We start from the raw sequence: 22,272 nt of genomic DNA on the forward strand, positions 1-22,272 counted from the left end.
TTCGAGCGACTACGATCCGTCGCGGTAGGTGCCGAGCAGTTCCTCGAGAATGATACACTCCTGGTCGGTCTCGTCGTAGTGGGTGTCGATGAAGCGTTCGGCGGCCTCGTAGTTGCCACGTAGTCCGTGTTTGCGGACGTTGATGACAGCATCGAGGAAGAACGTGCCACCGTCGGTCCCGAGCGCCTCGGCGTGATCGCGGTCGCTAATATCGAGTTCGGTCTGGATCTCGTCGAAGTTGAACGTCTTGACGTCGTGATCGTCGTTGATCAGAGTGAGGACGTACTCCGCAGAGAACCGGTAGAACTCGGATTTACTCTCGAACATACCGTCTTCGACGAGCGCGTCGATCTCTTCGACCACGTCGTCGGGGTACCTGACGGTATCTTTCGCCATGTACCTAGACTGTACGGTACTGATTAATTACTGTTTCGACGATCAAGTCACTCCTGAAACACAATGGCGCGATCGACACACCGTCGACGAGTGCAGACGCGGATATCACGGACCGTCATCGGGGCGGCGGTCACCTGCAGAGTTATTGGGGTTCGCGCAAAAGGACGGACTGTCATGGTAGACGAAACCGAACTTCGCGAGCAGATGATCGACGCGTTCGAAAATGCTGACTACCCAGTCTCGAGTCCGATGGACCTCGTGCCAGCGTTACCTGACGGTCCGGGAACGAAATTCGAATCCGGCGACTTCTCGATGACCGCGATGGAGCTCAACACCAAGACCACGGGCGGCGATTTCCCCTACGATGACGTCGAGTCCCTCGTCGACGACCTGCTCCGTGAGCTCAAAAAGCAAGACGAACTGTAACTGTCGGACACGTGCGGCTGTGGGCCGATCCGGACACGTCGCTTGCGTGCTGCCCGCATGAGCGCCATCGCGACCGCCGAGCCGACTTCTCGTCGATGAGTAGGGACGCCAGTCGTTGACCAGCAAGCTTTTATTCCAGAGTGTGGTTTTGAGAGAAGAGAGCGGACACGGACTGGTTGGACTGAGATACACGGATGAGCGACAGACAGCGAGCGAGACCGATCGTCATCGTGACCGAGACCCCTGCCAAGGAGAGCCGTCTTCGGTCGCGGCTCGAAACGGCAACCGAACGCGATATTCGAACGGTCTCCGCTCCGACCGATCCCGACAGTCTCCTCGAGTCGATGACAGCGCCCCCCGGCGCCAAACGCGACGGCGGGGCGGAGACGCCCTCGACACACGGCGAAGACTCAGCGATCAGCGAGCCGGAGACAGCCGACGACGAGACCGTGCCGATGACACCAAGTGCCGTCGTTCTCGAACTTGACCGTCCGGACGACATACAGGCCCTGCTACAGCGTGTGCATGCTGACTTGTCCGACGTGCCGACGATCGTTGCCCCTCACGAGGGCAGCGAGCGACTCGCAACGGTGGCACTCCGTGCTGGTGCGACCGACTACGTGCCGATGAAACGTGACGAAGACCCGATCGATCGGATCGTCTCGGCGGTCCAGTCCGAACGCAGCGTCCTCTCTGACGACGACAGTCGGTATCACCACATCCTCGCCAACGAACTGCCCGACGAAGCGTTCGTCATCGGCGAGGACGGCACCTATCTCGAGGCGAAGGTCCGTCCCGAATCGGGGGACCTCTACACGATCCCCGCCAACGAACTAGTCGGCACGACGCTCGCGGACGCGTTTTCCGATTCGGTCGCGGCGGACCTACAGGACTGCATCGATCAGGCGATCCAAACAGACGATGTGCAGTCGATCGAGTATCAGGCGAGCACCACCGACGGGTGCCGGCAGTTCGAGGCCCGTGTCGTCCCGATCGACGAGCGAATTCAGGGGCGACGCGCCGTCGTCTGGCTGGCACGAGACATCACCGAACGCGTCGAGCGCGAGCAACGGCTCCGCTCGCGTCAGGATCAACTCGAGACGCTCAACCGGATCAACGCCGTCGTCAGACAGGTCATCGAGACACTCGTCGAGGCACCGGCCAGAGACACTATCGAACGCGAGGTCTGTGAACAACTCGTCGACTCGGAGCTCTACTGTGGCTCGTGGATCGCCGAATGGACCGGCGACGGGCAACTGTCCTACCGGACCGGCGCGGGCGACGCCGAGACCGTCCTCGAGTGTGTTCGTGAGTGTTCCGGCGAGTACGAGAACCCAGTCGAACAGGCAGCACGCACGGGCGAGTTGCGGACGACGAACGCCATCGTCGAGAACGAGTCGCTTCCCGAGGAGTTGCGGGAAGCAGCCCGCACGGATGACGTCAGATCCGGCATCGTCGTTCCAATCACACACGAGGACGCGACCTACGGCGTACTCACGGTTCTCGCAGGTCGTGACGACGCCTTCAGCGAGCGCGAGCGAGCCGAGTTCGAACTGCTCGGTGAGACGATCGGCTTTACCATCATGGCCGTCAAAAACCGTCAGCTGCTCTTTGCCGATTCCGTCGTCGAACTCGAGTTCCAGATCGACGGCGGCGATACGTTCTGCTTCGATCTCTCCGAGCAGTACGACTGTACCGGTTCGCTCGAGTGGGCCGGCACCACGTCGAACGGGCGTACCTTCCAGTACGTGACGGTCGACGGACTCGGGTGTGAGACGGTCCTCGAGGAGGCGAGAGACCACGAGTCCGTCGAGGAGTGTCGGGTCATCCACGACGGCGACGAGCGCTGTACGATCGAGTTGCGGCTCTCGACGTCGGGTGTCCGCACGCTCGCAAACCACGGTGCGACGATCCGGGACGTCACCGTCGAGGACGGCGTCGGGACCTGTCTGGTCGAGGTATCACAGGACGCCGACATTCGGGAGATCGCCGAGGCACTGACCGTCGCCTACGAGAACGCCGAACTCGCCGCCAGACGAGAGGTCGACCGGGCGGTCAGGACGGCAGCTGAGCGACGAACCCGGATCCTCGACGGGCTCACTGACCGCCAGCTGACGACGTTACGACTCGCCTATTACGGTGGGTTCTTCGACTGGCCGCGCGAGAGCACCGGCGAGGAGATCGCCGAGGCGATGAACATCTCGCCACCGACGATGCACCAACATCTCCGAAAGGGACTGAAGTCGATTCTCGGGGAGTTCTTCGAGGACAGTACCGGTACTGGCACAGGTATTGATTGAGACGGTTTGCTGTCACTGTCTTCTGGCACATCCGCATGATGAGTTGCGGGCCCACCACACTGACTAGACAGTAGTGACTCGGTGATACGCCAGACGACGGGCAGCGGCTGTGTGGAGCTGATTCAGTCGATCCGGTGATGGACCGTCAGAAAGCGCCAGGAGACGTCGGCGCGCCGTCCGAGAGTGCAGTAGGTGGTGGTTCGAATGGGTGCGCTCGCACAGCGGCCATCGTCCAACTGACGCCACTTGGACAAGCGACTCGAGTCAAATAATAGTGTGTGATGTGGCCTGAACGGTCGGTTAGCATCGGTTACGTGGGCTGCCCGCCGGCGACAGAACGTGCTGGTCTGACTGACGGTCACGCGAACTCGAGTCCCAGTCTTCGAAGACCGTCACGGATTCTTAAACGTCGTCGATATGAACCCGAGCGCCAATACGCGTGACAGTCAGTCGATCGAGTAGTAATGATCGAGACGACAGTCGCCGCCCGATCGTGGGGGACGGGGTGGCCGTGGTAGCGCTGCCGTTCGAGACCGTGTTCGAAGGCTCGGACGGTCGGTACTATACCGACTGGCAGGTTCGCCACCGGCTTCGGACCGGCGAGTGGACGTTTTGCATGCAACAGCGAACGCCGCACCGACGACTGGTCGAAACCGACGACGATGCGTTACTCCTGTTGGTCCCGATCGATCCAGAGAAGTTGCCGACAGGACGCGAGATCCGCGTTACCGGACGCTGCTCCCGTGTCGTCGATACCCGGCGCGTGCCGTCTGATTATACTAGCCACTGAACGTCACTGCACACCAGATCGCACGACGGGAGCGCGGTTCGAAGCGACGACGTGAGCGAGACCCGCAGACTATGCGGTCGATGTGTAACTCGGTTCTGTTGTTACGATAGCCCTGTGAGGCGGCGGCCACCCACACCGCGATGATTTAATGCACGTTCATGTTCACCCACAGGAACTGGGTGTCTGCTGCAAGAGTCGCGCTCGTGAATCGGCGCGCGTTCCTCGGCACGGTCGGATCGACACTCTCGCTCGGAACGTTGGCGTATACGACACGCGGAGCCACCGACACGCTCGAGGTGTGCGTCTGGCTTTCCGAGCAAGCCGCCACCTACGACGGCGTCGCCGAGCGAATCCGCGAGTATCTCACCGCGACTCTCTCGCTCGAGTCGTGGACGCTTGCGGTCTCGATCGGTGGGGCCGTTTCGGTCTCGAGTGAAGACGCCGCTCGACTCACCAGCCGCGGCGAGTGGCCGATGGCCGTCGCGGAGGGGGCTCTCGGCGGGCGCGACATCGAACCGGCGTCGGACGTCAACCTGCTGGTCACGGACGGGAGTATGGAAACGGCACCCACCGGGTACGGCCTCCCGCACGTCGCATCGGTCGGCGGAGCGAGACATATCGCCGCCCTCGAGCTGTTCGCGACGCTCGTTGATGACGGGCCGCGATCGATCGCGCCGAATACGACGCCGGCACACACGATGCACGTCCTCTTGCACGAAGTCGGCCATGCGCTCGGCCTCGGCCACGAACACGGCACCGCGTTCGTCGCCGACGACGCCGTCGTCGCGACGCCGATGCTCAGTAGCTATGCGTGGGATCCCGAGTACGATCGCGAGCGCTCACAGTGTGGGACGACGATTCCAGATACGACGGGGCGCCACCGAACACTCAGCTTCAGCTTTTCGTCGTGCGCTCGTCGTCGGCTCGCAGCCTACGATGGCGAGGTCTCTCTCTGATCGAGCAGTCAGGCGAAATCGAACGCTGAATCGAGTTGTGATCTCTCGAGGCGGTCGAATTCGGCGCGGCGACCGACCAGAGACCGCAGCGGCTCGTCATACGACCACGTTGGAAGTCATACGGTCTGCTGTAACGAGTTACCAGTGCAACCGCGAGTTGCCCTGCGGTTGCACTGGAACTGACTGACAGGAGTCCGTATCAGTCCCGACGGTATCACTCGTCGTCGTCGGTGTCCGTGTCACCACGGGCGAAACTCGTCTGCGCTTCCCCGTCCGTGTTGGCGCTGGCATTTGGCCCCTGGATGAGCGCTTCGAAGTCGTCGGCTTCGTCGTACTGGTCCTGGTAGACCAGCGCCGCTTTGCCCATCGAGGTGATCTCGTAGAGCCCGGAGCGCTCTGCGGGGCCGATCTTGCGGACGAGCCCGTAGTCCTCGAGCACTGGAAGTCTCGTGTTGATGTTCTTCCGGCTTTTCCCCGTGTGCGAAGCCAGATTCGTTGCGACGTTGCGGCCCTTGTCCTCGAGCGCCTCGAGGATCAGGAAATCAGTTGGTTGACGGAGTTTCACGTGTGTTCACTCTCGTACCGCACTATATTTCCAGTGGTAACTAATACTTTCGGCTCAGATATGTTAATTGGTATTAGTAACCGCCATCAGTATCCATGTGTGCTGAGCCGATGACTGCCGTGTCTTCGGGAGCGACAGTCCCGCCAGTTTCGCCCTATCGAAGGTCGACAGTACGGCTCACTCGAGTAAGTCGACGCCGGTCGAGCCGAGCCACGAGAGAAAGTCCGCGACATCCGCCGGCGACTCGACGCGGGCGGACGCGCTCGAAGGCTCGTCGCCGCCGACCCTGATTCCGAGTCCGTCCGGTTCGACGGCTCGGAACGCCGACTCGTCAGTGACGTCATCACCGACGTAGATGACGGTCGTCTCGGAGGGTTCGTCGGCAGCGATCACCTCGACCGCGTCGCCTTTCCCCCACGTCAGATCCGGTCCGGTCTCGAGGATCTGCTTGCCGGGGGAGAGCTCGAGGGTGTCGCCACCAAATCTGTCGACGATGTCGTGAGTGAGCCGACGGACAGTCGGGACGGCTGCCGACGGAACGGCTCTGAAGTGGACCGTCCCGGTCAGGCGCTTGTTTTCGACCCGACAGTTCGGAACGGGCGCGAGGGCGACCTCGAGGACGGCACAGAGACGTTCGATGCGGGCGGCGTGCTCGCGTGCGACCGGGTGGACGGAGATGTCTCCATCACGGGCGAGCTCGAGCCCGTGATTGCCGGCGTAGATCGACGGCCCCTCGAGACGCTGGCGGACGTCCGACAGGGCCCGACCGCTGATGACGGCGGTCGTTATCTCGGGCGTGTCCACGAGCGTGGCTACTGCCTCTCGATTGCGCTCGGTCGGCATCGCTGCGTCGGGATCCTCGACGATCGGTGCGAGCGTGCCGTCGAAGTCCAGGCAGACGAGGATGCCGGTGGCGTCGGCGATCGTCGCCCGAATCCGTGGCCACTGCTCCTCGAGCGGTCGCGGTGGTGATGGTGCGTTAGGCGCTCCCATCGGTCACACTGGCGGCGTGGGCTCTCGGGAGTCGGACTCCGAGTCCGTGTGCCTGCTGGTTCGGCCAGACTCGTCGGAACTCCCGGCGTCGTCATGTACGCGACGGATCCAGTCGAACTGTGTCGCCATCCACGACTGAATGTCACCGCTGAAGACGCGCTGGCGGAGCGTGTTCAGCCGGCGCTGGCGCTCGTAGGTCGACATCGAGAGCGCGTACTCGAGCTGAGCTGCAACCCCGTCTGCGTTGGCGGGATCGATCGTCAGGGCGTGCGAGCCGAGCCGCTCGTGAGCCCCGACTCGGTTGCTCAGCAGTAACGCGCCATCGCTATCGATGCTCGCTGCAACGTACTCCTGGGCGACCAGGTTCATCCCGTCGACTAGCGAACTCACGAGCATCACGTCGGCGTGGCGATAGAGCGTACAGATGTCGTCCCGTGGCAGGACGTCCTCCGTGTAGACGATTGGCTGCCAGTCGGCAGTCCCGAAGCGGCGGTTGATCCGCTGGACCTCGCTGCGGACGAACTCGCCGTATTGCTGGTAGGTCCCGATTTCGGTCCGTGAGGGCGTCGCCTTCTGGAGGAACGTGAACGCGCCGCGCCAGCCGGGATTGCGCTCGAAGAATCGCTCGAGCGCCGCCAGACGTTCCGGAATCCCTTTCGTGTAGTCGAGGCGATCGAGTCCCAGTCCGAGTGTCGTTCCCTGTGGAATCCCGTACTCGTCGAACAGTGCAGTGAGGCGGTCGCGGTCGGTCGAGCGCGCGTCACGGTCGTACCCCTCGGCGTCGACACCCATCGGGGTCGCGACGACGCGGGTCGTTCGCCCGTCGTAGCGAATCGTCCGCTGGGTGCGATCGACGGTGGCAGCCGGGAGGAACCGGTCGACACAGTCGAGAAAGCGGTCGGCGTACCCCTCGACGTGGAAGCCGAGCAGGTCGTTGCCGAGCAGTCCTTCGAGAACGTGGCCGCCGGCAGGACAGTGCCGAAACGTCGACGGCGTCGGCCACGGGATGTGCCAGAAGTGGGCGACGGTCGCACCGTCGGGGACTGAGTCCTGAATCAGCCGCGGCGCGAGCGCGAGGTGGTAGTCCTGCAGCCAGACCACCGCGTCCTCGTCGGCGTGGTCGCTGACCGCCTCGGCAAACTGCTCGTTGACCGTCTGGTACCACTCGAAATCCGTCGGTCGATTCTCGATCAGATCCGGAAAGCCATGACAGAGCGGCCAGAGCACGCGGTTGCTAAAGCCGTAGTAGTAGGAATCGACCGCCTCCTCCGAGAGGTCGAGTCGCCGCAGCGTGTAGGCCTCCTCGTCCGGTGGGACGGCCACGCAGTTACGGTCGTCCGTGACGGCAAAGTCCGCGTCGCCGTCGCCCCAGGCGATCCAGGTTCCGTCGGTTTCCTGCACGACGGGGTCGAGGCCGGCGGTCAGTCCGCCGGTCGGCTCGTCGACCGTGATCGATCGTTGGCGCTCTGCTCGAGCGAGACCGCCGTCGGCTCCAAATGACGGGGTCCCGTCGCTGCTGGAGGGATCCGAGACTGACTCGTCTTCGTACTCGTGGCGGTACGGCTGGCGGTTCGAAACGACGATCAGCGACCCGGGACAGTTCGGGCCGTCACCCCCGGACGCGTCGTCCGTTCGTCCGCGGTCGCTGCCTCGAGTTCGATACTGTCGATCGGACACAGTCGTCGTCGGCAACCGCTCTGGAACTCGCATTCGCTGAAACAGCACAGCCTCTCCACTGGTTGCTTCGCGGCCTGCACTCGCTGGTGGGTTAATAGGTTCCCACTAGTCCCCACGGATAGCAGACTGTCCGCTCGCGGAGACAGTCTGCCGAAACATGGATCGCTGGCGCAATCTGATGACCGCGCTCGTAACCGAGGGTACCCAAACGTTGATTGGTCGGTCGAGCGAACCCGTCGCCATGACGCCGTTCGAGCGCCGGATAGCCGCCTGTCAGGACCGGCTCGCAGACGTCGGAGCCGACCTGCTGGTCTGCTTTCCGAGCCCGAACTTGACCTATCTGACCGGCTTTGCGGAATCGCCGTCCGAACGTCACCTGTTGCTGTTCGTCCCCCGAGACGGCGAGCCCGCGATCGTCGCGCCGGCGATGTACGAGACACAGCTCGCTTCGCTGCCGATCGCGGAGCTACAACTGCGCTGCTGGACCGATTCGGACGACCCGCTCGATGATGTCGAGCGCGTGTTGGCGGATTACTCGCTCGAGGAGGCAAACGAAGCGACCGTTCTCGTCGATGACCGGATGTGGGCGACGTTTACGCAGGATCTCCGAGACCTGCTGCCGGACGCCGCGTTCGGACTCGCAAGTACCGTCCTCGAGTCGCTCCGCATCTGCAAGGACGAGGTCGAACTTGCGGCGCTTCGGCGGGCCGGCGAGTTGGCGGACCGCGTCGCACTCGAGATTCGCGAGCGTGGCGACGAACTGCTCGGCATGACGGAATCGGAACTCGCAAGCGAGATCGACCGGCTGCTCGCCGCAGAAGGCGGCGACGAGCCAGCCTTCGACACGATCGTCGCTGCCGGACCGAACGGGGCCCGCCCACACCACCACAGCGGCTCGCGACAGATCGAAGCTGGCGATCCCATTGTGCTGGACTTCGGTGCGTTCGTCTCAGCCGACCTCGAGGCTGGCACGGGTCGCTATCCGGGCGACCAGACGCGCACGATCGTCGTCGGCGAGCCACCGGCGGAGTACGAGCGCGTCCACGACATCGTCAGGGAGGCCCAGCAGGCTGCGATCGACGCCGTCGAACCGGGGGTCACGGCAGGGTCGATCGATCGTGCAGCCAGATCGGTCATCGAATCGGCGGGCTACGGCGACGCCTTCGTTCACCGGACCGGTCACGGCGTCGGCCTCGAAGTCCACGAACCGCCCTACATCACCGCAGGCAACGACCGCGAACTCGAGCCCGGCATGGTCTTCAGCGTCGAACCGGGAATCTACCCCGAGGGCGAGTTCGGTGTCCGGATCGAGGACCTCGTGGTGGTTACCGAAGACGGCGCCGAACGATTGAACGACACGCCGCGTGGCTGGGAGACCGGTCTGTGAGTCGACGGGCCTCGCTCGAGTCGATCGAGACACCGTGTTTCCGGTGAAATGGAGGCTATGGAAGCCGTGATCCGACGGCTCTGTCGGCTTTCCAAAATCAGGGAGGCGAGCAACAGGGAGTTCAGAAAAGGGAGACGGGTGCGGCGGTACAGGCGAATCAGTCGGCACCGGTCGATACCCGGTCTGCGCTCACCGTGAATTGACAAGGCATATAGTTATGTTAACAAACATTATAGAATAACTTGGGGTGGGAGACAGTGGCAGAAACCACGGAAGATGCGGCACAGCTCGCCACCGAGTACGTAGAGATCTGGAACGAGCAGGAGTTCTCGAGATTGCCCGATGTCGTCGCGGAATCGTTTACGTTCACGTCTCCGACCAGTGGCACGATACAGGGCCGTGAGGACTTCGAAGCGTACGCTCGGGAAGTCGTCGACGCGTTTTCCGACTTCCAAATAGCCGTCCACGAGATGCTCGCGGACGAGCAACTGGTCATGGCAGAAGGAACGCTTTCGGGCACCCACGACAGTGAGTTCGACGGGATTCCGCCGACCCACGAAACGTTCGAGGTCCGGGATATGGCGAAGTTTGTGGTCGAAGACGGCAAACTCCAAGAGGAGCGCGCGTTCTTCGATCAGCACGACTTCCTCGGTCAGCTCGGGCTCCTTGAGGAGTAACGCTCGCCCCCTCTTTTCGGTTATTTATACTATCAGCCGTGACGTATCTCGGTCTCTCACGATCGGTTCTCGTTGTTACTGAAATGGGTATCAGTGGCGAGACAAGCGCAGACTCAGGCGTCGTCAGTTTCGACGAGGACCGTCCGGACGACCTCGGGGTCCTCGAGCAACTGGTGTTCGGTATAGCTGCCTTCGGCGCTGCCGCCGCTTCGGCGAGCCTGCTCGAGTATGTCGAGGAAGGCGTGTTCCTTGAGGAGGTCTCGAACCCGCCGCAGGGAGAGCGGCTCGGACCGTTCCTGCCGGCAGATCTCCTCGTAGACGTCGTAGATTTTCGTCGTCCGGAACCCGTCTTCCTCGGGCGTGTTGAGCGAGAGGACCGCAAGCGCCTGCAGGACGTACCGCGAGTGTGGCGTCGAACCGCGGATGAGTTCCCGAAACCGATCCGTTTCGGCCCGCTCGCGGGCCTGAACGACGAACTCTTCCTGCACGGTCTCGTTGCCGTTCGATTGGGCGATTTCGCCGGCGTACCGGAGAATGTCGATCGCCTTGCGGGCGTCGCCGTGTTCGCGCGCTGCAAGCGCCGCAGCGCGAGGGATAACGGAGGGCTCGAGGACGTCGTCTTTGAACGCGTCGCTGCGGGCCTGCATGATCTCGCGGAGCTGGTTCGCGTCGTAGGGGGGAAAGACGAACTCGCGTTCACAGAGACTGGACTTGACCCGCTCGTCCAGTCGGTCCTTGTATTTGATCTTGTTACTGATCCCGATGACGCCGATCTTGCACGACTCGAGCTTGCCGGCCTCGCCCGCGCGCGAAAGTTGCATAAGAATGTCGTCGTCGTCGAGCTTGTCGACCTCGTCGAGAATGACGAGGACCACGTCGTACTGGGTATCTAACACCGTCCAGAGGCGCTTGTAGTACGTCGAGGTACTGAGACCTTTGTCGGGAATCCTGATATCGGTGACTGCTGGTTCATTGAGCGTGTGGGCGATCGTCTGGACGGCCTGGGTTTCCGTGTTGTCCTGTGCGCAGTCGACGTAGGCAAACGCCGACGTGACGCCTTCTTCTCCCGCAACACGGACCAGCCGCTCCGAAATGTACTTCGCACAGAGGGACTTCCCCGTCCCAGTTTTTCCATAGATCAGCAGGTTACTCGGGCTCTGGCCGAAGATTGCGGGGTTGACCGCGTTTGCAAGTTCCGAAATCTCGTCATCGCGACCGACGATCCGACCCTCTTCGGGAAGGTGGTTGATCTCGAGGAGTTCTTTGTTCTCGAAGATCGGATCGTCGCGGGTGAACAGGTCATCGCCGGAACTCGACATAGAGGGACACCGTGTTTCCGGTGAAATAGCTGTTCCGTTTGTCGGCGACGAGCCGGTGCCGAGGATGAACCGCTTTCAGACGCTTCGAGCAGGCCGAACGCGGTCAATCGACCAATTTGATCGACGCGATACGCCCCCCGTTCGGTGACCGCGAGGGTCGGTCGATGGCTGACGACACACACACCGGGTTTCCGGTGAAACGGTGAAAATCCGTGTAGGGGTGCAGTCGAAGCGGAGGGGCCACCGTCACTGTTTCACCGGAAACACGGTGTATGATGTGCAGAAGTATGCGAGATTTCGTGGCAACAGACGGTATCGTCTTGATCGCCGTCGTGACCTCGAGGCTGTCGCCGTACCGACAATCGCAGCCGAACTACTCAGTGACCGCACTCGAAGTGAATCGTCAACTGGAGGGCATCGGTTCGGTTGCAGCAATGTCTAATCGACATTTGAATTACATTATTAATTTACTTAGTGAACTATACTCACATACGTTACTTATATATTTCTCTCTTGGATAGATGTGAAAATCAGATGGCCAACACCAAGCGAAGATCACGGCTTTCTCACGCCGTTACGGGTCGAAGTCTCGTGTCGTTGGCTGGTTTCTGCTTCTGGTGGGTATTCGTCCGACGTTTCGACGTGTTTCTACTCGTTTCACCGGAAACCCGGTGTGTGTTCGTCAGTGTGGCTGAGTACGACTGTCGGCTGTTCGTCCCGTTTCACCGGAAATCCGGTGTGTGTCCGCTCGAGCATGGTACCTCGAACCGTGTGCGTGACACTCGTGAGAATCACTGTTCCAGTCACGGCGGTCAGCCGGTACTCTCGTTGGCGACACGAGATCGGCTCTCGAACTGACGCAGTCGAGCCGCTCGGTTCTTGATTCGTCAAAGTCGGTCACAGCCACTCACCGACGAACCAAATTCACCGGAAACACGGTGTGATTGCTTGATGTCGGCTCTGGAGACGGACACGATCTCGTTCACCGGAAACCCGGTGTGTGCCAGCCACGGGACGGCACCGCCGTGTTTCGGTTGGCGGAGCACTCGCCGATCGCTCGAGGATGCTTCTGTGCTCACGACGATTTCACCGGAAACCCGGTGTGTGGGTTACAGCCACGGTATGTGGGCCCCCGTTACATCGAGACGATGGCGGTGCCGTCGATTCAGACGGACGCCTGTCAGTAGGTGCTGGTGGGCCCGCGACCAGCCATACGGGTTCGCTGGGACACCATGACAACAGCTCGTCTCAGTAGTAGTAGAGCTCGAGTTCGTGGCCACAGTTCCGACAGTGAGTCTCTTTTCCGAGTAGTCGGTTCGAATCGCTTTCCCTGTGAATCCCCGGGCCTGGCGGGATGGATGTCGCGATCGTCGCATCGCACTCCGGACAGCCGATATCCATGTCTGCATTTCCTGTCCGAGACATACCGTAGACGTATTCGATCGTCCCCGATAGTTATCGCAATCGTACGGTGCAGACAGGGACTCGTTTCATTCCGTTCACTCGCGGTACGGTGCGCTTTACACGTCCGCTTCACACAGTATAGGTCACGTCGTCGAAGTCGAAAAACGCCGTCTCGTAGCCGTCGTGTCGTGACACCTGCGGCGGTGAGTCGACGGTCACCGTCACGCGGTCGCCGGATGCAAGCGTGTCGAGTGCGACGCCGTAGTGGTGGCCGATCTCGTGATCGAGCGCCTCTGTAAGCTGCCCGTCGTAGATGGTCTCCCCATCCCGCTCGACGGTCGCGGACAGGGACGTGAACGGAAGAATGATACCGTTGTACGGGGTCCTTGGGCAGATCGCCAGATACGAGCCACCGTCCGTGAGCCGGTCGGCGTCGGCGACGAGCGCGGCGAGCGTTGCGTCACCGCTGTGCTGGGCCTCGAGTGACTCCCCGGGCAACTCCTCGAGTGGCGTGGCTTGCCCCATCGGCGTGTGCCCGCCATCATCACCACCGTGTTCCATTTTCATGAGTGACAACGCCTCGCGGTTCCCCCGCTGTGATTCGGGGATCGTCTCGAACGAGAGGTCGTGAATATCTGACCGGACGTACTCGAAGTCGATCTCGAGCGTTCCAATCGATTCCAGTCGGCCCTCGAACGAGCCGGTTCGCTCGAGGCTGACCGGACCGGCTTGAATCCGGGCCGTGTATGTTCCTTCGCCCGGGAGCTGGATGTTATCTCCGTAATGAAAGCCCATCCGCTGGGAGATCATCGGCCACAGCGAGGAGGTGCCGATATCGACGAAGTCGCCGTCCTGTCGAATTTCGAGGCGCGTGTCCACCGGAAGGACGGTGTGTGTCTCGCGGTCCCAGACAGTGGTCATAAGATGGAGACTGTCGTCGGCGGTGATCTCGACGAGCTCTTTTCCTTCCTCGGTGGCTTCGACGGTCCAGAACCGGTGGGGAAAGGTATACGAGAGCATGGCGGCGTAGTCGCCGTCGGTCGCCATCCCATACATCCCCATCCCGTCGCGTGAGGAGGGCAAGTAGACGGCGTCGGGTCGGTTCTCGACGAGCGGCGGGTTGGCAAAGGCAGATTCTTCTTCGAACCCGAGTTGCTCGAGACAGCCGGCGAGACCGGCGGTTCCGGCGGCTCCGGCTGCGGCTGTACCACGGAGGAAAGCCCGGCGATTCATTACCCGGTGGTTGGAAACCCCCGACAAAACGCCTGTTGGTTCACTGGTCGAACGTGATACTCGAGTTGTCGCTGCCGGCACGTGTTTTCCTTGGGTTCAGCTCCCGTGTCTTTCAGGATCGATTTCAGTAACTGACTGCTACACGGCCCCCGTTCGTGGGGCGAACCAATGAACCTTTCATCGACCGCTTCTAGAACCCGGATATGGACCGGCGGACGTATCTCGGCACAGTCGGAATCGCAGGGCTTACCAGTGTTGCCGGCTGCCTCGACGGAACGGTCGGCGGCGGGGATACCGGAAACGGAAACTCCAATACTGGAAGCCCCAATGCCGTTCTCGAGCCGCCGGAGACGGATTTAAGCGAGGCGTCACATCCGAGCTACGGTGACGAGTTCCCGGCGGTCAGCGTTCCTGATCCGCTGACCGGCGAGACTATCTCGACCGACCAGTTCGAAGACGAGCGGGTCATGCTGCTGACGTTCTTTTATACGAACTGTCCTGACGGTGTCTGTCCCCTGCTGATAGAACGCTTGCGATATGTCCAGAGCGCCGCAGCCGAGAACGGATACAGTGACGAGGCAGCGTTCCTTGCGATGACGTTCGATCCGGAACGAGACTCACCGGATGCGATTCGGACGTTCGGGACCCAACGAGGGGTCGACCTCGATGCCGGAAACTTCCATTTCCTGCGACCGGAATCGTACGAGACCGCCAAACAGATCGTCGCCGACACGTACGGCCTACCACTCAAGAAAGAGTACGATCACGACTACGACAACCTCGAGTACAAGTTCCCACATCTCCCCTACATTTTCCTCGTCAACAAGCGAGGGTATCTCGAGCGTGTCTACCTGCAGGGATCGAGGATGGATATGACACGGCTCGCCAACGATTTCGAAACGGTGGTGAACGGATAGATGCGCAGGCGAGAGGTCCTGGCTGGCATTGGGAGTCTGGGCGTCATTGGAGGCGGCGCAGCGGTGGCGATGAACGGTCTCCCAGCACCATCCTCCGGCGATGAAACGAACGAGACGGAGACGACGAGTGACGCGATTAGGATAACGGACCCGATTTCGATCCAGACACTCGACGCACCGGGCAGTACGGCTGGTGAAGTCGACCTGCCAGCAACGGACCAGCCGACGTTTATCGATTTCTTCGCGACGTGGTGTGATCCCTGTAAAAAGCAGATGCCGGCACTTGCCGAGGCACACGAACGAATCGGCGACGACGTGCTATTTATCTCGGTTACAAATCAAGATATGAAGGCGAGCAAAGTCGTCGAATGGTGGCAAAACAACAATGGGAATTGGTTGCTTGGTATGGACCCGGATCAGCAACTGACGAGTAAACTTCTCAGAGGCTTCTTCCCTTACGCCGTCGCGATTGACGCGTCCGGAACCGTTCAGTGGTCGGATCAGGGTCGCAAGAATGCGGATCAACTCGTCGCGGGAATCGAGCAGGCACTCGAGGGAGGAGCCGAATAAGGATGGTCGACGCTGCGCTGACCACGTCGATCGTGTTCGGGCTCTCGACCGGAGTTGCAACGTTCTTTTCCCCGTGTGCGTACCCGCTGTTGCCGGGCTACGTCGGCTTTTACGTGAGCCAGACCGACGGCGAGCAGGCGTCGCTCGGCGGTGCGTTGAGTCGCGGGCTGTTCGCCGGCCTCGGCGTCCTCGTCACGTTCACTGCGCTGCTCGGAGCGACGTTCTGGGTTGGCCAGTCGATGATCTCGTCGATCAAGTGGTTCGAAGCCGCTGCCGGCCTCGTCCTGGTCGTCCTCGGCGCGTTGATCGTTGCCGGTCGCGCACCGTCGTTTTCCGTTACCCTCCCGAAACGCCGCTCGAGCGTGTTCGGCTTTTCGATCTTTGGCGTCGGCTATGCGCTCGCGTCGGCCGGCTGTGTCGCGCCACTGTTTATCAGTGTCGTCACCCGTGCGCTTTCGCTGTCGATGGCCGATGCGCTGGTCCTGCTTGGCACTTATGTCGGCAGCGTCGTCGTGTTGATGGTCTCGTTGACCGTCGCAACAGGGATGGGTCTGATCGCCGGTGCTGGCCGATTGACGGCCTACTCCGGCCTGTTGAAGCGAATCGCGGGCGTCGTGATGATCGTCGCCGGGATCGGGCAATTGTATCTCGCCCTCGTCGTCTTCGATTACTTCAATCTGTTCTGAGCGGCGGTTGGACAGTTCGATTCACGCCCAATCGCGTGCGACCGTCATCGACGCCGGTGGCAACGCGCTGTCGATCGTAACCGAACCACAGCGGTCTGGCGGTGACGTGACGGGGAGAGACTGACGCCCGCTGGGCAGGCAACGGCAGGTCCGGGATGTAAACCGCAGTCGCTCGAACGGACGACCATGTATCAGGAGCTGCTCCTCGCAACAGACGGAAGCGACGCCGCTCACCGGGCGACCGAGCAAGGGGTCGAGCTCGCGGCCCAACTCGATGCGACCCTGCACGTGCTGTCGGTTTCGGAGGACGGCCCACAGGCGGAGACCAAACAGGACCAGCTACGTACCGATCCGGAGGAAGAAGCCGCCACAGCCGCCGAGGAGGCAAACGAAGCGGCGGCTCGAGAGGGAATCGACGCGACCACGGACATCCGTCACGGGGTCCCACAGGAACAGATCGTCGACTACGCGGAGACGAATCCGGTCGATATGGTGATCGTCGGGACAGCCGGTCGCTCCGGGCTCGATCACCTGCTCTCGGGCAGTGTCGCCGAAGAAATCGTGCGAAACGCCCCGGTTCCTGTTCTCACGGTCCGGGACCAGTCCTAGCGATTTGCAATACGGTTGTACCGCCCTCTAATCCACCGCTACGTCCGGGTACGGCACTGATACTTAACCGATACGGGAGTGACGCAGCCGCTATCGTGGCCGGTCAGGTAGCTCGCTGTGCTGTTCGCGTCCCATGTCCGAGAGCCGTGTCGACACTGAGCACCGGCACACAGTGGGGCTTGTTCGGGGTGGTCGGCGAGTGAGCGAGCGGACCGCGACCGTCGTCGGCGACACACCCAGCGTGCTTGTCGTCGGCGATGATCCTACTGCCGACGATGCGCGGGATGCACTCGCTGCACGATTCACGGACGCATCGATCCTCCGAGAGCGGACGCTCGAGGGAGCTCGCGAGCGACTCGCCGATCGCGACGTCCACTGTTTGCTCTGTCCGTTCGATGCGGCTGCGGTCGATCGATTGGAGGGGGAATCGATGCTCGAGCGACTCGCCGCCGAATCGGACGAGCGGCCAATCGTGGCCATCACCAACGGTACGGATGCAGATCACGCGCTCGCCGCCGGCGCGAGCGATGTCGTGGCTCGCGACGAGTCGCCGACGGTGCTGACCGCGCGGGTTCGAACTGCAGCCGAGCGAGAGCAATATCGGCTGGCCGCCGCGGCCTCGGACCGCCGCCAGCAGTCGATCCTCGAGAGCGCTGCTGCCGTCGTCTGGGTGCTCGATGCCGACAGCGAGATCGAATACGCGACGCCGGCAGTCGAGTCACAGCTGGGGTATACGCCAGCCGAACTCGAGCGGACGCCGATCGACCGGATCGTCCATCCCGACGACCGCACGGCGATCCGCGAGACGCTCGCAACCGTCATCGACGCGCCGGTCGGCGCGACCGAACGCGTCACCCTGCGGCTGGGCGACGTCGACGGCACGTGGCACGTCTCGGAGCTGACCTGCACGAACCGACTTGCGGATCCAACCGTCGAGGGCGTCATCGTGACTCGAACCGGAGTCGGCGCGATGACCGACGTGGCCGCCCCCTCGGCCCTGCGCGTGGGCGTCGACCAGCTCACGGACGCGTTTTTCGTCCTCGGCCCACAGGACGAGCTGCAGTATGTCAACGACGCGGCGACCGCGCTGTTTACCGGCCCCGACGGTCGCACGCCGGATCGCACCGAGCTGACTGGAACCGTCGTCTGGGAACTCCTTCCGGACGAACTGGGCGAGGCGCTGTTCGACCACGCGCGTGCCGCCCAGACGACGGGCTCGGTCGAAACGTTCAACACGACCGTTCCGTCTCTCGAGGGTCAACTCGTCGTGCGCGTCCACCCCGACGACGACGGCGTTTCGGTCTATGCGAGCGAAGGGGCCGTCGACGCTGCGACCGCGCCGGACCAGGAGCGACTCGAGTTACTCGAGGCTGTCGTTGACGCACTCGACGATGGAATCGCCGTCCTCGAGGGGTCGACGATTCGGCTGGCGAATCCGGCACTTCGAGACCTCGCCGACGCGGACGCGCTCGTCGGTCAGGACCTCGAGACTGTAGTCGACGATGACCTCGCGTCGGCGATTCGAACGCGAGCCCGCTCACCGGTCGTCAGGTGGATGGAGCCGATCACGGGCACGCTCGCGACCGACGAGGCTCCGCCGGTCGACGTCTTCGTCGTGCCGCTGTCGATCTCCGATCGAACGCTCTGTGTCGTCCGCGACAGACGCGACTCTCGCGCGGCCACCCTGTCGAGAGTCCACGATACCGTCGCGACCATCCGCCGTGCCGAGACGCCGTCAGTCGTTCGCGACGCCGCGACGGATGCCATTCGTGAGCATGCGGGCGCTGACGTGGCCGTCTGGTATCGCGTCGCCGACGATCGGCTGCATCCGGCAGCGCTAGCAGCAGCCGACCACGTCGGTGCCGACCACCGCTCGATCGAACCACCGCCGATCGACCTCGACGACACACCGCTGGCAGCCAGCTTCGAGGAGGAAGCGGCGACCGTCTACGAGCGCGCGGACCTCGAGGCCGTTCTCGCTCAAACCGGACTCCGCGCCGAACGGGGCCTGTCCGTCCCAATCACGACGCAGGCCGTCGTCCTCGCGACCAGCACCGACCCGATGGCGTTCGACGGACTCGAGCCGGACCCGATCGAGACGGTGTCGGACGCCGCCGCAGTCGCCCTCGAGTCGCTCGAGCGTGCCGACAGCCTCCGGACGTGTCGGCACGACCGCTCGCGTCTCGAAGCTACCGCCACACAGACCGAACGGGTGTTGGACGCTGGCGGGGCGATGCTGACAGCTGAGACGCGCGACGCGGTCGAACAGCGCCTCTGCGAGGCAGTCTCCTCCGTGTCGTCGCCCGAGACGACCGGTGGTGACGGAATCACACTTGCGTGGGTCGGCCACGCGGATGACGGTCGCGAGACAGTCGTGCCGACGGCCTGGGCCGGACGAGATGGCGAGTTCCTCGAGTCGGCGACGGTTCCTATGGGAGCGGACGCCGACACGCCGACGGGGACAGCAGCGGCAACCGGGAAACTGGTCGTCGTCGACGACCTCTCGAGCGACCGGGAGACACACAGCGACGACGGGCGATCGTGGCGACGACGGCTCCTCGAGCGAGGAATTCAGTCCGCGCTCAGCGTGGCGCTGACGGCTGACGGGGTCCGCTATGGGACGCTCACCGCCTACGCGGCGGAGCCGTCGGCGTTCGACGACCATACCCGGCGTGCGTGCCAGCATCTCGCTGCGATCGCCGGTGCTGTGATCGGTGCGATCGAGACGAAACGCGCACTGCTCGCCGACCGGATCACCGAACTCGAGGTCGTACTACGAGACGACACCGAACCGCTCTCGGCGATCGCCAGCCGACTCGAGCAGCGACTGACGGTGCGCGCGATCGTACCGCGGACGTCCGGCGGATCGACGGCCTTCTGTGCCGTCGATGGCGGTGTCGACGACGCGACTCGCGAGACAGTCGAATCGCTGTCGGCGGTCGATTCGGTCTCGATCGTCGAGCGGGGCGATGACGGCGTCCTCGAAATCGGCGTCGCCGAGCCCACCGTCGCGGAGACGGTCGCAGACCACGGTGGCGTTCTCCGGTCGCTGACGCCGGTCGACGATCGAACTCGACTCGTGATCGAACTCGGCGAGCCGGTCGATGTCCGCTCGTTCGTCCAGCACCTCGAGCGAATCCATCCGGGAACGGAACTCGTCGCTCGCCGACAGCGCGACCGACCGCTTCGCTCGCCCCGTCCGTTCGACGAGTTACACGACCACCTGTCCGACCGCCAGCGTCGGACGCTCGAGGCGGCCTACTACGGCGGCTTCTTCGAGTGGCCCCGCGAACACACCGGTGAAGAGGTCGCTGAATCGCTCGGCGTCTCCCAGCCGACGTTCAGTCGGCATCTTCGGCTGGCCCAGCGGAAACTGTTCGCGCTGCTGTTCGACGAGCCGACGGCAGACTGAGTCGCGACTGTGTCTGGACCCCGTCGACTGTCGAGCCGCTCTCGAGCGAAGATGGGCCGTAGATCGGCAGCGACGCGCGGTATAAGTACCTTACCTCGACCGGAACGGTCAGTAATACCGTGTTTCTTCATGCTTCCTGACTGATCACGAAATCTAGCGATGAATCAGTATTGAGTGCTGGGACGGAACTGATTCCGTGTATAGCGCCTACGATCATGTCCCCAGCATCTAATAAGCTATTCAATGAGCGTGTTCGAGGTAAGCGATAGTTACAGCGGCCGTCTCCCCGGATGGCGGATGCATTCGTGAGCATCGATTTCGCCGACCCGAACGAGAGCCTCGAGAAGCTCTCCGATTCGCCTGACGATCGGTCCCCAGTTCGATCACAGGCTGACGGCGGGATCGTCGCGCAACTCAGACTCGATCACCCGGACCTGTTTTTGGGTTCGACGCTCCGGGACGCACCGGATGTGACGGTCGAACCCGACTACTGGACGACCGTCGAGCCGGGGCGGACACTCGTGTTCGTCACCGTCTACGGAACCGCGTTCGACCGGTTCGAAACCGGCCTCGAGACGGATCCGACAGTCACCGATCCGGTACTCGTCGATCGATATCCCGACAGACGCGTCTATCGAGTGGCGCTTACCGACCGCGCGGTGACGTTTACCGCCACCATTGCCGCCGTCGGCGGTCGACTGCTCGAACTCTCGAGTTGCCGGAACGGCTGGCAGGTCCAGCTTCGGTTCATCGATCGGGAGCAACTCGTCGCGTTCAACGACTACTGTCGCGACCGAGACATCTCCGTGACTGTCGATCACCTCCGCGTCTCCGATGACGGTGACGACGGCGTCGTCGCCCTGACGGCGAAACAGCAGGAACTGCTCACGGTCGCACACGAAGAAGGCTATTTTGACGTGCCGCGTGGGATCTCCCAGGACGAACTCGCGGACCGACTCGACGTCTCGAAGTCGGCAGTCTCACAGCGGCTGCGGCGAGCGATCGGCGAGCTCTGTGCGTCGTCGCTTTCCTGATTGGAGACACCGCTCGCGTTCGATTGATTCGACGACGAGAGGACAGCTTCGAACCCGTCACTCAGCGACGGCTGGCGGGTCGACGATGGTCGAGCAGTCGGCTTACTCGTCGGCGTCGTCGTCTTTCATCGAGCCGAGCTGCGAGACCAGTTCGTCCGTCGAGACGTCCGACTCGAAGGACATCTCTCCGTGATGATCGTTTTCGTGGACGTTGACGGCCTCTACGTCCTCATCGTTAGTCGTCTGCTCTTGCTGTTCGGACTCGTCGTAGCTTCCAAAACCCATACTTACACCTCCCGGCCTACCGCAAAAGGTGTGACGGTTCGCTCCGTCTGTCCGTCCAGACCGGCTTCCAACGCGGGTCGCCCAAACTGACTGAGACGGACGCCTGTCAGTGGGTGCTGGTGGGACCGCGACCGTCCTGCGGGCTGCGGGCCCACCGGTCACTCGGGACAGCAGACCGGCTGGCTCATCGACCGCCGTTCCAGTGGTCGGTCGATCCAACTCAGTGAACTGTCATCTAATACTGACTGTTCACCGATCCTACTGACGTTGGGCGATCGCTAGCGAGGATTTGTCTTCCCGTACTCGAGCGTCGGTTCCCTGTTCGTTTGACATACTTTTGATAGGAGTTCGATAGCACGTGTGTTTTGGACGCGAGAGCGGCTCTTCTCCGACAGTTCGTCGCCGGTGTCGGCTCGAACGTCGGTGTCATGCTGTGACTGACAGTCATCACAGTCGATGGCACGTGACAGAGTACCCACTGGCTACGCCGTTCAGTAGTCCGTCTATAGTAATGGCTTCCGGAAGTCTGACTTCTGCTCATGGTTGCATACCGTTCGTCGTCTCGACCACGTATTTCGACGGGATCGGCTCCTACGGGATGGTCACCGTCGTCTGCACAGCGGAGGCTGGCTGGTG

The 22,272-nt window shown here is 62.4% G+C and carries 20 protein-coding genes; 12 read left to right on the forward strand and 8 right to left on the reverse strand.

The features are described from left to right. Positions 1-9: 9 nt before the first annotated feature. On the reverse strand, positions 10-396 hold the full coding sequence (locus tag ACERI1_RS09045) for a ribbon-helix-helix domain-containing protein (protein ID WP_373617791.1): 387 nt from the start codon (positions 394-396) through the stop codon (positions 10-12). A gap of 174 nt (positions 397-570) precedes the next feature. Between ACERI1_RS09045 and ACERI1_RS09050 the strand changes: the two genes are divergently transcribed. The 4 genes from ACERI1_RS09050 (at position 571) to ACERI1_RS09065 (ending at position 4,868) form a co-directional block, all read left to right on the forward strand. Further along, positions 571-822, forward strand: coding sequence for an MTH865 family protein (locus ACERI1_RS09050; RefSeq protein WP_373617793.1), 252 nt, complete (start codon positions 571-573; stop codon positions 820-822). Positions 823-1,016: 194 nt separating this feature from the next. After that, complete coding sequence (locus ACERI1_RS09055; protein ID WP_373617794.1) at positions 1,017-3,122, forward strand: bacterio-opsin activator domain-containing protein; 2,106 nt, start codon at positions 1,017-1,019, stop codon at positions 3,120-3,122. Positions 3,123-3,615: 493 nt separating this feature from the next. Continuing rightward, positions 3,616-3,912 carry a hypothetical protein gene (locus ACERI1_RS09060; RefSeq protein WP_373617795.1) on the forward strand — a complete coding sequence of 99 codons (297 nt, stop codon included), beginning with the start codon at positions 3,616-3,618 and terminating at the stop codon, positions 3,910-3,912. Between the two features lie 203 nt (positions 3,913-4,115). Next, positions 4,116-4,868 (forward strand): peptidase M10A and M12B matrixin and adamalysin, encoded by a 753-nt coding sequence (locus tag ACERI1_RS09065; RefSeq protein ID WP_373618157.1) that lies wholly within the window; start codon positions 4,116-4,118, stop codon positions 4,866-4,868. A gap of 214 nt (positions 4,869-5,082) precedes the next feature. On the opposite strand, the gene ACERI1_RS09070 is transcribed toward ACERI1_RS09065, so the two are convergent. From ACERI1_RS09070 to ACERI1_RS09080, 3 genes are all read right to left on the reverse strand, one after another. Further along, positions 5,083-5,433 (reverse strand): winged helix-turn-helix domain-containing protein, encoded by a 351-nt coding sequence (locus ACERI1_RS09070; protein WP_373617796.1) that lies wholly within the window; start codon positions 5,431-5,433, stop codon positions 5,083-5,085. A gap of 177 nt (positions 5,434-5,610) precedes the next feature. Then, positions 5,611-6,426, reverse strand: a complete 816-nt coding sequence (otsB, locus tag ACERI1_RS09075; protein ID WP_373617797.1) for a trehalose-phosphatase — start codon at positions 6,424-6,426, stop codon at positions 5,611-5,613. 3 nt (positions 6,427-6,429) lie between these two features. Continuing rightward, positions 6,430-8,136, reverse strand: a complete 1,707-nt coding sequence (locus ACERI1_RS09080) for a trehalose-6-phosphate synthase (protein WP_373617799.1) — start codon at positions 8,134-8,136, stop codon at positions 6,430-6,432. Between the two features lie 208 nt (positions 8,137-8,344). Here ACERI1_RS09080 and ACERI1_RS09085 point away from each other — a divergent pair, with 208 nt between their 5' ends. Next, positions 8,345-9,490, forward strand: a complete 1,146-nt coding sequence (locus tag ACERI1_RS09085; protein WP_373617800.1) for a M24 family metallopeptidase — start codon at positions 8,345-8,347, stop codon at positions 9,488-9,490. A gap of 257 nt (positions 9,491-9,747) precedes the next feature. Next, the gene (locus tag ACERI1_RS09090; protein ID WP_373617802.1) at positions 9,748-10,167 is read left to right on the forward strand and encodes an ester cyclase; all 420 of its coding nucleotides are present in this window, start codon (positions 9,748-9,750) and stop codon (positions 10,165-10,167) included. Between the two features lie 113 nt (positions 10,168-10,280). On the opposite strand, the gene ACERI1_RS09095 is transcribed toward ACERI1_RS09090, so the two are convergent. The 3 genes from ACERI1_RS09095 to ACERI1_RS09105 form a co-directional block, all read right to left on the reverse strand. Next, positions 10,281-11,486, reverse strand: coding sequence for a Cdc6/Cdc18 family protein (locus tag ACERI1_RS09095; RefSeq protein ID WP_373617803.1), 1,206 nt, complete (start codon positions 11,484-11,486; stop codon positions 10,281-10,283). 1,248 nt (positions 11,487-12,734) lie between these two features. Further along, positions 12,735-12,911, reverse strand: a complete 177-nt coding sequence (locus ACERI1_RS09100; RefSeq protein ID WP_373618163.1) for a hypothetical protein — start codon at positions 12,909-12,911, stop codon at positions 12,735-12,737. A 108-nt stretch (positions 12,912-13,019) separates the two neighbouring features. Beyond that, positions 13,020-14,123: an iron transporter gene (locus ACERI1_RS09105; RefSeq protein ID WP_373617804.1), complete on the reverse strand. Its 1,104-nt coding sequence runs from the start codon at positions 14,121-14,123 to the stop codon at positions 13,020-13,022. Between the two features lie 203 nt (positions 14,124-14,326). Between ACERI1_RS09105 and ACERI1_RS09110 the strand changes: the two genes are divergently transcribed. The 6 genes from ACERI1_RS09110 to ACERI1_RS09135 all read left to right on the forward strand — a co-directional run bounded on the left by ACERI1_RS09110 (position 14,327) and on the right by ACERI1_RS09135 (position 21,351). Then, a complete protein-coding gene (locus ACERI1_RS09110; protein ID WP_373617805.1) occupies positions 14,327-15,040 on the forward strand; it encodes an SCO family protein in 714 nt (237 codons plus the stop codon). Then, positions 15,041-15,610 carry a redoxin family protein gene (locus tag ACERI1_RS09115; protein ID WP_373617806.1) on the forward strand — a complete coding sequence of 190 codons (570 nt, stop codon included), beginning with the start codon at positions 15,041-15,043 and terminating at the stop codon, positions 15,608-15,610. A 2-nt stretch (positions 15,611-15,612) separates the two neighbouring features. Beyond that, the gene (locus tag ACERI1_RS09120; RefSeq protein ID WP_373617807.1) at positions 15,613-16,296 is read left to right on the forward strand and encodes a cytochrome c biogenesis CcdA family protein; all 684 of its coding nucleotides are present in this window, start codon (positions 15,613-15,615) and stop codon (positions 16,294-16,296) included. Positions 16,297-16,482: 186 nt separating this feature from the next. After that, positions 16,483-16,905, forward strand: coding sequence for a universal stress protein (locus tag ACERI1_RS09125; RefSeq protein ID WP_373617808.1), 423 nt, complete (start codon positions 16,483-16,485; stop codon positions 16,903-16,905). 199 nt (positions 16,906-17,104) lie between these two features. Continuing rightward, positions 17,105-20,317: a bacterio-opsin activator domain-containing protein gene (locus tag ACERI1_RS09130; protein ID WP_373617809.1), complete on the forward strand. Its 3,213-nt coding sequence runs from the start codon at positions 17,105-17,107 to the stop codon at positions 20,315-20,317. 290 nt (positions 20,318-20,607) lie between these two features. After that, positions 20,608-21,351, forward strand: a complete 744-nt coding sequence (locus ACERI1_RS09135) for a helix-turn-helix domain-containing protein (RefSeq protein WP_373617810.1) — start codon at positions 20,608-20,610, stop codon at positions 21,349-21,351. Positions 21,352-21,453: 102 nt separating this feature from the next. Here the strand turns inward: ACERI1_RS09135 and ACERI1_RS09140 are convergent, their stop codons facing one another. After that, positions 21,454-21,636 carry a DUF5786 family protein gene (locus ACERI1_RS09140; RefSeq protein ID WP_008011878.1) on the reverse strand — a complete coding sequence of 61 codons (183 nt, stop codon included), beginning with the start codon at positions 21,634-21,636 and terminating at the stop codon, positions 21,454-21,456. Between the last annotated feature and the right edge of the window lie 636 nt (positions 21,637-22,272).

Source organism: Natrinema sp. HArc-T2 (assembly GCF_041821085.1).
In the GTDB taxonomy this organism is placed as follows: Archaea; Halobacteriota; Halobacteria; order Halobacteriales; family Natrialbaceae; genus Natrinema.